Below are 12,784 nucleotides of genomic sequence, written 5' to 3'. Positions count from 1 at the left end.
AAATGACAGAAATGCTTAAAGGAATCGCAGCATCTGACGGTGTTGCAGTTGCAAAAGCATATCTACTCGTTCAACCGGATTTGTCATTTGAGACTGTTACAGTCGAAGATACAAACGCAGAAGAAGCTCGCCTTGATGCCGCTCTACAGGCATCACAAGACGAGCTTTCTGTTATTCGTGAGAAAGCAGTAGGTACGCTCGGTGAAGAAGCAGCTCAAGTTTTTGACGCTCACTTAATGGTTCTTGCTGACCCAGAAATGATCAGCCAAATCAAGGAAACAATCCGCGCGAAGAAAGTGAATGCAGAAGCAGGTCTTAAAGAAGTTACAGACATGTTTATCACTATCTTTGAAGGCATGGAAGACAACCCGTACATGCAAGAACGTGCAGCGGATATCCGCGACGTGACAAAACGTGTATTGGCTAACCTCCTTGGTAAAAAATTGCCAAACCCAGCTTCTATCAACGAAGAAGTGATTGTGATTGCGCATGACTTGACTCCTTCAGATACAGCTCAATTGGACAAAAACTTTGTAAAAGCTTTTGTAACCAATATTGGTGGACGTACAAGCCACTCAGCTATCATGGCGCGTACGCTTGAAATTGCAGCAGTATTGGGTACAAACAATATCACTGAAATCGTTAAAGATGGTGACATTCTTGCCGTTAACGGTATCACAGGTGAAGTGATTATCAACCCAACTGATGAGCAAGCGGCTGAATTCAAGGCTGCTGGTGAAGCTTATGCGAAACAAAAAGCTGAATGGGCTCTCTTGAAAGATGCACAAACAGTAACTGCTGATGGCAAACACTTTGAATTGGCTGCCAACATCGGTACTCCAAAGGACGTTGAAGGTGTCAATGACAACGGTGCTGAAGCTGTTGGTCTTTACCGTACAGAGTTCTTGTACATGGATTCTCAAGACTTCCCAACAGAAGACGAGCAGTACGAAGCTTACAAGGCTGTACTTGAAGGAATGAACGGTAAACCTGTTGTCGTTCGTACAATGGATATCGGTGGAGATAAGGAACTTCCATACTTCGATATGCCTCACGAAATGAACCCATTCCTTGGATTCCGTGCCCTTCGTATCTCTATCTCTGAGACTGGAGATGCTATGTTCCGCACACAAATCCGTGCCCTTCTTCGTGCGTCTGTTCACGGTCAATTGCGTATCATGTTCCCAATGGTTGCGCTCTTGAAAGAATTCCGTGCAGCGAAAGCAGTCTTTGACGAAGAAAAAGCGAACCTTCTTGCTGAAGGTGTTGCAGTTGCGGATAATATTCAAGTTGGTATCATGATCGAAATCCCAGCAGCAGCAATGCTTGCAGACCAATTTGCCAAAGAAGTTGACTTCTTCTCAATTGGTACAAACGACTTGATCCAATACACAATGGCAGCAGACCGTATGAACGAACAAGTTTCATACCTTTACCAACCATACAACCCATCAATCCTTCGTTTGATTAACAACGTTATCAAAGCAGCTCACGCTGAAGGTAAATGGGCAGGTATGTGTGGTGAGATGGCTGGTGACCAACAAGCTGTTCCACTTCTTGTCGGAATGGGCTTGGATGAGTTCTCTATGTCTGCAACATCTGTACTTCGTACGCGTAGCTTGATGAAGAAACTCGACACAGCTAAGATGGAAGAGTACGCAAACCGTGCCCTTACAGAATGCTCAACAATGGAAGAAGTTCTTGAACTTCAAAAAGAATACGTTAATTTTGATTAATCGAAAAGTCCTTGCAACTCAGTTGCAGGGATTTTTTAAATAATTTTCAAGAAAATCTTTTTTATATAAAGTCCATTCTAGAGAAAGTAGCGGTGAAGAATAAAAAAATACTTAACTGGTTCATAAAGTTCTTGACAAGTTGAAAATTTAGGAGTAAACTATTAACCAGTTAAGTAATAGAGAGGAGTTTCTGCAATTTAGAAATGAATTGCAACTAGAAATATCAAAAAAGAAAGTGAGTTTCGATGAAAATTAATAAAAAATACCTTGCTGGTTCTGCGGCAGCTTTAATTTTAAGTGTTTGCTCTTACGAGTTGGGACTGTATCAAGCCAGAACGGTCAAGGAAAATAATCGTGTTTCCTATATAGATGGAAAACAAGCGGCGCAAAAAACGGAGAATCTGACTCCTGATGAGGTTAGCAAGAAAGAAGGCATCAATGCGGAGCAAATCGTCATCAAGATAACAGACCAGGGCTATGTCACTTCACATGGCGACCACTATCATTATTACAATGGTAAGGTTCCTTATGATGCTATCATCAGTGAAGAACTGCTGATGAAAGATCCGAATTATCAGTTGAAGGATTCAGACATTGTCAATGAAATCAAGGGTGGTTATGTTATCAAGGTAGATGGAAAATACTATGTTTACCTTAAGGACGCATCCCATGCGGATAATGTCCGTACAAAAGAAGAAATCAATCGGCAAAAACAAGAACATAGTCAGCATCGTGAAGGAGGGACTTCAGCAAATGATGGCGCGGTAGCCTTGGCACGTTCACAAGGACGTTATACCACAGATGATGGATATATCTTTAATGCATCCGATATCATTGAAGATACTGGTGATGCCTATATCGTTCCTCACGGCGACCATTACCATTACATTCCTAAGAGCGAGTTATCAGCCAGCGAATTGGCTGCTGCAGAAGCCTTTCTATCTGGTAGAAGTGGCCAATCAAAGGCGCCTACTTATCGCCGTACCAATAACAACAGTGCTAGCAGCGATGTAGATAGATGGAGCCCATCCTATAATAACCAAGGCAGTGGCTATACGAACACGAACACATCTAACAACAGTAGTGACGATAGTCAAGCAAGTCAAAGTGATGAGGATATTGATAGCCTTCTGAAACAACTTTACGCCTTGCCGCTCAGCCAACGACACGTAGAATCTGATGGCCTTGTCTTCGACCCAGCACAGATTACAAGTCGAACAGCTAGAGGAGTTGCTGTGCCTCATGGGAACCATTACCATTTCATCCCTTATACACAGATGTCTGAATTGGAAGAACGAATCGCTCGTATTATTCCTCTACAGTACAGTTCGAGCCATAGGGTGCCGGATTCAAGACCAGAACAACCAAGTCCACAACCGACTCCGGAACCTAGTCCAAGCCCACAACCTGCACCAACTCCTCAACCAACTCCAAGCAATCCAATTGATGAAAAATTGGTTAAACAGGTGATTCGAAAAGTAGCTGATGGCTATGTATTTGAGGAGAATGGAATCTCTCGTTATATTCCTGCCAAGGAACTTTCAGCAGAAACTGCAGCAGCCATTGATAGTAAACTAGCCAAGCAAGAAAGCTTGTCTCATAAACTCGGAGCTAAGAAAACCAATCTCCCATCTGATGATCGAGGATTTTACAATAAGGCTTATGATTTACTAGCAAGAATTCATCAGGACTTACTTGATAATAAAGGTCGTAAAGTTGATTTTGACGCTTTGGATAAACTCTTGGAACGACTCAATGATGCTTCAAGTGATAAAGTCAAGTTGGTGGATGATATTTTGGCCTATCTAGCACCGATTCGTCATCCAGAACGTTTAGGAAAACCAAATGCGCAAATAGCTTACACAGATGATGAGATTCAAGTAGCCAAGTTGGCAGGCAAGTATACAACAGAAGATGGCTATATCTTTGATCCTCGTGATATCACCAGTGATGAGGGGGATGCCTATGTAACTCCACATATGACCCATAGCCATTGGATTAAAAAAGATAGTTTGTCTGAAGCCGAAAGAGCGGCAGCCCAGGCTTATGCTAAAGAGAAAGGTTTGACTCCTCCTTCAACAGACCATCAGAATCCAGGAAATACGGAGGCTAAAGGAGCAGAAGCTATCTACAACCGCGTGAAAGCAGCTAAAAAGGTGCCGCTTGATCGTATGCCTTACAATCTCCAACATACCGTGGAAGTTAAAAACGGTAGTTTAATCATTCCTCATTATGATCATTACCATAACATCAAATTTGAGTGGTTTGACGAAGGACTTTATGAGGCACCTAAGGGGTATACTCTTGAGGATCTCTTTGCGACTGTCAAGTACTATGTCGAACATCCAAACGAACGTCCGCATTCAGATAGTGGTTGGGGGAATGCAAGTGACCATGTTCAAAGAAACCAAAATGGTCAAGCTGATAACAATCAAGCGGAAAAACCATCAGAGGAGAAACCTCGGACAGACAAACCTGAGGAAGAAAAGCCACGCGAAGAGAAGCCTCAAAGTGAGAAACCAGAATCTCCAAAACCAACTGAGGAGCCGGAAGAAGAATCACCAGAGGAACCAGAAGAACCTCAGGTCGAGACTGAAAAGGTTGAAGCGAAGTTTAAAGAGGCTGAAGAGTTACTTGCAAAGATCCAAGACCCCATTATCAAGTCCAATGCCAAAGAAACTCTCACTGGCTTAAAAAATAACCTGCTATTTGGTGCTCAGGATAACAATACCATTATGGCTGAAGCTGAAAAGTTGTTGGCTTTGTTAAGGGAGAGTAAGTAGCCGTAGCAGTATTTTCTAGCTCCTAAAAACAGGATAGGAGAACTAGAAAAGATTAATCTAAAATGAGAGCAGAATGTAAGTTCTAGTTCTCATTTTTTTCATGAAAATATGTAAAATATCTTGACATATAGTGTAAATAAAGATAAACTATTTACTAGTTAATTAAATGGTTAAATACTAGTTAAGGAGTAACGATGAAAAAAAGAACATTTCTATTATTAATGACAGGTCTCTTGGTTCTTGTCTTAGGAGCATGTAGTCAAAAAGAAAAACAAGAAGCAAAAGGAATGAAGATTGTCACAAGTTTTTATCCAATCTATGCCATGGTCAAAGAGGTATCGGGGGACTTGAATGATGTACGGATGATTCAGTCTAGTAGTGGAATTCACTCCTTTGAACCGTCAGCAAATGACATTGCTGCCATTTATGACGCGGATGTCTTTGTCTACCATTCTCATACGCTCGAATCTTGGGCGGGAAGTTTGGATCCTAACTTGAAAAACTCAAAAGTTAAAGTTTTAGAAGCTTCTGAAGGGATGACGTTGGAGCGTGTACCGGGCTTAGAAGATGTAGAAGCTGGTGACGGTATTGATGAAAAAACACTCTATGACCCTCACACTTGGTTAGATCCAGAAAAAGCAGGTGAAGAAGCTCAGATTATCGCTGACAAACTTTCGGAGATTGATAGTGCTAATAAGGAAACGTATCAAAATAATGCTAAAAACTTTATTACTAAAGCCCAAGAATTGACTAAGAAGTACCAGCCTATTTTTGAAAAAGCGAGCCAAAAGACTTTTGTTACACAACACACAGCCTTTTCTTACCTTGCTAAACGGTTTGGATTGAAACAGCTTGGAATTGCTGGTATCTCTCCTGAACAAGAGCCAAGTCCGAGACAACTAACAGAAATCCAAGAATTTGTCAAAACCTATAAGGTCAAAACCATCTTTACTGAGAGCAATGCCTCTTCTAAAGTCGCTGAGACCTTGGTAAAATCAACAGGAGTTAACCTAAAGACACTCAATCCTTTGGAAGCAGATCCTGAAAATGACAAAACTTACTTAGAAAATTTAGAAGAAAATATGAATGTTCTTGCAGAAGAATTAAAATGAGGAAATTATGAAAATCAATAAAAAATATCTAGCAGGTTCTGCGGCAGCTTTAATTTTAAGTGTTTGTTCTTACGAGTTGGGACTGTATCAAGCTAGAACAGTCAAGGAAAATAATCGTGTTTCCTATATAGATGGAAAACAACCGAGTCAAAAGGCAGAGACTTTGACACCTGATGAAGTCAGTAAAAAAGAAGGCATCAATGCCGAACAAATTGTCATCAAAATTACTGATCAAGGCTATGTCACTTCACACGGTGACCACTATCATTATTACAATGGGAAGGTTCCTTATGATGCTATCATCAGTGAAGAGTTGCTGATGAAAGATCCGAATTATCAGTTGAAAGATTCAGATATTGTTAATGAAATCAAGGGTGGTTATGTGATTAAGGTAGACGGGAAATACTATGTTTACCTGAAAGATACGGCTCATGCGGATAATATTCGAACAAAAGAAGAAATTACTCGTCAGAAACAAGAACATAGTAGTAATCACGGAGGAGGTTCTAACGATCAGGCAGTAGTTGTAGCCAGAGCTCAAGGACGCTATACAACAGATGATGGTTATATCTTTAATGCATCTGATATCATCGAAGATACGGGCGATGCTTATATCGTTCCTCATGGTAATCACTTCCACTATATTCCTAAGAGTGACTTGTCTGCCAGTGAATTAGCTGCTGCTCGAGCCTTCTTATCTGGTAAAGGTGGTCAAACAAGCTCAGTTGGGTATCGTCCGTCTACAAATTCTTCTAGCAATAGCTCATCAGATGCTTCGAATAGTAGTAGTTCATATGGACAAACGAATCAAAGCAATGTTGTGGCAAACACTAGAAGATGGACTCCAACTGTTAGCCCACAAGTGGATAATAGTTATCAAGCAAGTCCAAGTGAAGACGTATCCAGTCTCTTGAAACAACTTTATGCCTTGCCACTTAGTCAACGACACGTGGAGTCAGATGGACTTGTCTTTGATCCAGCGCAGATTATCAGAAAAACTGCGAATGGTGTTGCAGTGCCACACGGAGATCATTATCACTTTATCCCTTATTCTCAAATGTCTGATTTAGAGCAGAAGATTGCAAGAATGATTCCGTTAAAAGGGCAAAATGGATTAAATCAAATTGGTACAGATATTAAACCTTTAGTATCAAGAGAAGTAGTTCATAAGTTCTTAGGGCGACCAATCAAAGCTTATGGAAAAGGTTTAGATGGTAAACCTTATGATACGAGTGATGGATACATATTTAGCAAAGATTCCATCGATTCTGTTGATAAATCAGGTGTTATTGCCAGACACGGAGATCATTTCCATTATATGGGATATGGTGAATTAGAACAATTCGAATTGGATGAAGTTGCCAAATGGATTCAAGAAACTGGTAAAAATCCAGACGACATCGTTTCCTCAATTCACTCAGATGCGAAGGAAAAACCAAAGTTTGATTATAAAAAAGTAACTAAAAAAGTTTCTAGAAATAGTAAAATTGGTTATATAATCAATGAAGGTGGTAAAGATTATTTTTATTCACGTGAAGAACTCGATCTTACTCAAATAGCTTTTTCTGAGCAGGAACTAATGCTTAAAGATAAAGATAATTATCGTTATGATATTGTAGAAACAGAAATTAAGCCAAGATTGGCTGTAGATGTATCTAGCTTGCCTATGCATGCAGCGAATACTACGTATGATACTGGAACTTCCTTCATTATCCCACATATTGATCATATTCACGTTGTGCCTTACTCATGGTTAGAGCCTGATCAAATTGCGACTATTAAATATGTCATGCAACACCCCGAGGTTCGTCCCGAAATTTGGTCAAAACCAGGTCATGATGATGCTGGATCTGTTATTGCTAATGTAACTCCTCTTGAAAAACGTCCTGGAATGCAGAACTGGCAAATTATCCATTCTGCGGAAGAAGTTCAGAAAGCACTTAAAGAAGGCAAGTTTGCAACTCCTGATGGATATATTTTTGATCCTCAGGATGTATTGGCAAAGGGAACCTATATTTGGGCAGATAAATCTTTCAGTATTCCAAAAGCTAGTGGTGATTCATTGAGAAATATCAATCAGTCTGATTTATCAGATAAAGAGTGGAAACAAGCTCAAGAGTTGATTGCTAAAAGAATTAAAGAAAAAGAAACAACAAATGATTCTTCTAATTCACATCTAGTTTCTTCAGATAAGAAATCGGAAACAAAGAAAGATGCATCCGATTCAAATAAAGTCGATGAACAACCAAAGGATAATAAATCTCAAAATGAGGCAGATGCGACTAGCAGCAATCCTTCGGTTGAAAAAGACAAACCTAAAGCAGAAGAAAATAAAGAAGATGATTACGATGATATACCAGATTATGGATTAGATAAGGCCACTTTAAAAGATCATATAAATAAAATAACACAAATTGCTCAAATTGATTCTAAATACCTTATTTTTTCAGCAGAAGGAGTTCAGTTTTATAATAAGAATGGGGATTTAGTAACCTATGATATTAAAACTCTTAAGCAAATAAAACCTTAGAAGATTTTGACAAAAAATCATCTAGTTGAAAGGATATTGTTCTATTATTGGATAGAATAATGTCCTTTTATTTGTTAATAAAAAGATGAAATTTCCTGTCTAAAAAATGAAGAAAGGATTCTTAAAGTAATAATTTGAGTCTCTTTCACTAAAAATCTTGACAGATAAACTTAAAAAAGGTAAACTATTTACTGGTTAATTAATTGGTTAAATAACCGGTTTAGGAAAACTGTTTAACCGAAAAAAAGAAGTTAAGAAATAGCTTCATCATTTATTGAAATGAGGGATTTATGAAATTCAGTAAAAAATATATAGCAGCTGGATCAGCTCTTATCGTATCCTTGAGTCTTTGCGCTTATGCATTGAACCAGTATAGATCGCAGGAAAATAAGGACAATAATCGTGTATCTTATGTCGATGGTAAACAAGACTCTCAAAAAACAGAGACCCAGACACCAGACCAAGTTAGCAAAAAAGAAGACATTCAGGCTGAACAAATTGTCGTTAAAATCACCGATCAAGGTTATGTGACTTCACACGGTGATCACTTCCATTATTACAATGGTAAAGTTCCTTTTGATGCGATTTTCAGTGAAGAACTTTTGATGAAAGACCCTGATTACCAGTTAAAGGATGCTGATATTGTCAACGAAATCAAGGGTGGCTATATTATCAAGGTGGATGGTAAGTATTATGTTTACCTTAAAGATGCGGCTCATGCTGATAATATTCGTACGAAGGACGAAATTGAGCGCCAAAAACAAGGTCATACTCACGATGCACCAACTTCTAACAGTGCAGTGGCACTTGCTCAATCTCAAGGCCGTTATACTACAGATGATGGCTACATCTTTAATCCAACTGATATTATAGAGGATACTGGTGATGCTTACATCGTTCCTCACGGTGGACATTACCACTACATTCCAAAGAGTTCCTTGTCTGCTAGCGAATTGGCAGCTGCTCAAACTTACCTCTCTGGAACTAGAAAACAACCGACTGTGACGGACTATCGTCCTAGTCCAAACGCGACTGGTCAAACTACCAACCCAAGTCAACAGGCTGAAACACCAAGTAATCAAGCTGAGAGTCTTCAAAGTCTATTGCAGCAACTCTATGCTCTTCCAAGTAGTCAACGTTATGCTGAATCAGATGGCTTGATTTTTGACCCTGCTAAGATTTCAAGTAGAACGCCAAGTGGCGTAGCGATTCCTCATGGAAATCACTATCATTTCATCCCATATACAAAGCTTTCTGCCTTGGAAGAAAAGATTGCGCGAATGATTCCTTTATCTAGCGACAGTGGGAAACCAACACCTTTAGAAAATCCAAGTAAACCAGCAGAACATCCAGCTCAACAAGATCATCATCATGACCAAGACGGTAACCATGGAAGTCTGGATACCAACCATGAAGACCATGACCATGATGGAGAGGAGCATGACCATCACTACGGTGAAGAACATGATCATGGTTTTGCAGCTGACCGTGTTATTAGTGAAGATGAGCAAGGTTTTGTAGTTTCTCATGGAGATCACGCTCATTATTTCTTTAAGAAGGACTTGACTGCAGCCCAAATCAAAGCTGCCCAAGATCACTTGAAAGAAAATCATCAGTCTCAGCACGTTCAACCACTTGCAAAGACTGTGGAAAGTTTCTCAAGAGATGCTAGCGATGAAGAAAAAATCAAGTATATCTCACAGACCTACGGGGTTCCGCTCGAAGCGATTCGTATTTCAAACGGCTTCTTTGTCTTTGGAAATCCGGATCAAGCCTATGATCCAACCCATATCCATCCCTATGCTGTTCGAAAAGAACATGTTCGTATTCCTCTCCAAACTGGAAATCCAGAAATGGATTTCCTAAATGAACTGTATACGACTGCCCTACGTGATGGGGTATCTCCTTATAGTTTACAGGTAGAAAGTGGTAGTTTTGTGATTCCTCACGGAGACCACAATCACTACATCAAGGTTCAAACTAAGGGCTATGAAGTAGCTTTGAAAAACAAGATTCCGGCCCTACAATCGACCTATCAACCTGGAGCATTTGATGAACAAACAGTTCTATCTAAGGTGGATCAACTTTTAGCAGATAGCAGAAGTCTCTACAAAGACCAGCCAATCATGCAGAGACGTGTTGAACTTGCTTTGGGGCAATTCACCGAAAATATGAAAAAACTGGCAACAAACTCAACTGCTGGATATCTAGCAGCCTTGGATCTCTTTGATAAACAGTATATCCATGTGGATCAAAGTGTGGCACCGGTTGAAACTTCACCTTTAGATAAGAAGTACCAAGCCCTTGTAAATAAGATCAATACACTGGATACAGACACTTATGGCTTTCCTAAGAAAGATCTTTTGGTACATTTGCAGGAAGCAAAACTAGCACAGGATGAGACAGAGTTGGCTGCCATTGAAGCGAAACTTCAGGCCTTGCAAGATTTCCGAGATCGAACAGGGGTTACAACAGTAGAGTACATCAAGTATTTCTATGAACATGTGTCTGATGGTCGTTTGAGAGAAGAACTTCGAAACCGTGTTGCCAAGTTGACATGGGAACTTTACCAGTCACAATCTTTCCTCAAAGCAACCGACTTGAACAAGCTATTCCCAACTATTTACCAAACTAAGCTAGAAGTAGAAGAAGCTCTCAAAGAAGAACCCGTTTCTACAAAAGCTGGTAAGACTATTCTAGATACGGAAAAAGTAGATAGTCAAACTGCTAAGACCGCCATCTATGAATTCCTAAAAGAGCTCTACGGTGATTTTATGCCCGAAGAGCGGGTTAGCCATGTTAAGAAGGAAGAAGTGGATGCTCTCCTAACTAAAGCTGCCCAACTTCTAGCACGTGTCAAAGAAGATGGTGTCAAACAATCCCTAGCTGAAGAAGCAGCTAATATCAAAGCGGCTACTGAAAAGGAAAATGCAGACCTTGACGAAGCTAAAACACAACTTGAGGATCTCTTGAATCGTATTGCAGCGACTATCCAACGAGAGAAAAAAGAAGCAGAACAGGATCCACAAACGGTGATCATCTACCAAAAGCTCTATAATGTCTTGCTCTCTCTTCACAAGTACTTAGAGGATAACAAAGGATCTGATGCTGACTTTGAACGTGTTGATGCCCTATTTGATCAACTTGCAGCCAAAAGCAGTGATAAAGAAGGTCTCCTCACTCTAGCTAAAGAGATCATTAGCTTGAACCAGGAACTCCGTTCAAAAGCAAGTGAAACTGATAGCCAATCTAAGTCCGAGAAAGACAGTGAAACAGCTGCTTCTCAACCAACAGAAAAGCAAGCACAAAGTGAGTCTGAGCCAAGTGCTCAACCAAACGAATAAAAAGAAAGGCGAAGTAGCTGAGCTACCTCGTCTTTTTTAGTCTTTATAAGCTACAATGCCAATGATGGTATCCACCGCACGTTCCATTGTCTGAAGGCTGACGTATTCAAAACGTCCATGCATGTTTTCACCACCAGCAAAGATATTAGGAGTTGGGATCCCCATAAAGGAAATCTTAGACCCATCTGTTCCACCACGAATTGGTTCGATAATTGGCGTGATTCCCAGATCCTCCATTACGGCTTTGGCAATGGTAACAGGAGTCATATCTTTCTCAATGACTTCCTTCATATTGTAGTACTGGTCTGTCAGAGTTAAGGTCACGCGATTATTCCCAAGCTCTTGATTCATCTTGTCAGCGATGGCTTGCATAGCTGCTTTACGAGCTTCAAAGGCATCTTTTTCAAAGTCACGGATGATGTAGCTTGCACGCGCCTCCTCGACACTACCTGTCACATCCATAAGATGATAGAAACCTTGATAACCATCTGTCAATTCAGGTCGGTCATTCTCTGGAAGTTGATTATGAAAATCAATCGCTAGCTGAAGGGCATTGACCATCTGTCCTTTAGCAGTACCAGGGTGAACATTGCGCCCTTGGAAATGCAATTCAGCACCAGCTGCTGAGAAAGTTTCATACTGAAGCTCACCTAGCGGACCACCATCAACAGTATAAGCAAAGTCAACGTTAAAGTCTTCAGCATCAAATTTGTTAGCTCCAACACCGATTTCTTCATCTGGTCCAAAACCAACTCGAATCTCACAGTGTTTGATTTCGGGATGAGCAGTCAGATATTCAATAGCAGTCATAATTTCAGCAATCCCTGACTTGTCATCAGCACCCAGCAAGGTCGTGCCATCAGTTGTGATAAGCGTTTGGCCTGGATATTTCTCAAGGCTCTTGAAATCAGCAGGATCGAGTTTAAATCCAGAATCACCCAAGTCGATAACTCCACCATCGTAATTTTCAATGACTTGCGGATTAACTCCCTCAGCATTAAAGTCAGCAGTGTCCATGTGGGAGATGAAGCCAATCTTGCGTGTCAGGCTGGGATCATTAGCTGGTAAGGTACCAATAGCAAAACCATTTGGAAGGTAGTAGACGTTTTGCAGACCGACACGTTTCATTTCGGGAATAAGAACATTGGTCGCAAAATCTACCTGGTTTTGCGTACTTGGAGTAGTAGTAGAGTGTTCATCAGAACGAGTATTGACCTTAACGTAGGTCAAAAAACGATCTAAAAGGTTCGGATAAGTCATAAAAACTCCTTTAACAATC

6 protein-coding genes are annotated in these 12,784 nt (G+C 40.3%); 5 read left to right on the top strand and 1 reads right to left on the bottom strand.

All coding sequences use genetic code 11. From position 1 onward, the window contains the following. Window positions 1–2 precede the first annotated feature (2 nt). From ptsP to A6J84_RS03440, 5 genes are all read left to right on the top strand, one after another. Window positions 3–1,736 carry a phosphoenolpyruvate--protein phosphotransferase gene (ptsP, locus tag A6J84_RS03460; protein ID WP_049500730.1) on the top strand — a complete coding sequence of 578 codons (1,734 nt, stop codon included), beginning with the start codon at window positions 3–5 and terminating at the stop codon, window positions 1,734–1,736. Window positions 1,737–1,981: 245 nt separating this feature from the next. Beyond that, complete coding sequence (locus tag A6J84_RS03455; RefSeq protein WP_095726054.1) at window positions 1,982–4,519, top strand: pneumococcal-type histidine triad protein; 2,538 nt, start codon at window positions 1,982–1,984, stop codon at window positions 4,517–4,519. Window positions 4,520–4,713: 194 nt separating this feature from the next. Then, a complete protein-coding gene (locus A6J84_RS03450) occupies window positions 4,714–5,631 on the top strand; it encodes a metal ABC transporter solute-binding protein, Zn/Mn family (protein ID WP_070697111.1) in 918 nt (305 codons plus the stop codon). Between the two features lie 7 nt (window positions 5,632–5,638). After that, window positions 5,639–8,161 carry a pneumococcal-type histidine triad protein gene (locus A6J84_RS03445; protein WP_095726053.1) on the top strand — a complete coding sequence of 841 codons (2,523 nt, stop codon included), beginning with the start codon at window positions 5,639–5,641 and terminating at the stop codon, window positions 8,159–8,161. 290 nt (window positions 8,162–8,451) lie between these two features. Continuing rightward, window positions 8,452–11,505, top strand: coding sequence for a pneumococcal-type histidine triad protein (locus tag A6J84_RS03440; RefSeq protein WP_095726052.1), 3,054 nt, complete (start codon window positions 8,452–8,454; stop codon window positions 11,503–11,505). Between the two features lie 36 nt (window positions 11,506–11,541). Here A6J84_RS03440 and pepT read toward each other — a convergent pair whose 3' ends face one another. Then, the gene (gene pepT, locus A6J84_RS03435) at window positions 11,542–12,765 is read right to left on the bottom strand and encodes a peptidase T (RefSeq protein ID WP_049477720.1); all 1,224 of its coding nucleotides are present in this window, start codon (window positions 12,763–12,765) and stop codon (window positions 11,542–11,544) included. Window positions 12,766–12,784: the final 19 nt, after the last annotated feature.

The organism is Streptococcus sp. FDAARGOS_256 (assembly GCF_002289235.2).
Lineage (GTDB): Bacteria > Bacillota > Bacilli > Lactobacillales > Streptococcaceae > Streptococcus.
This window is presented reverse-complemented; position numbering and strand designations above follow the sequence as displayed.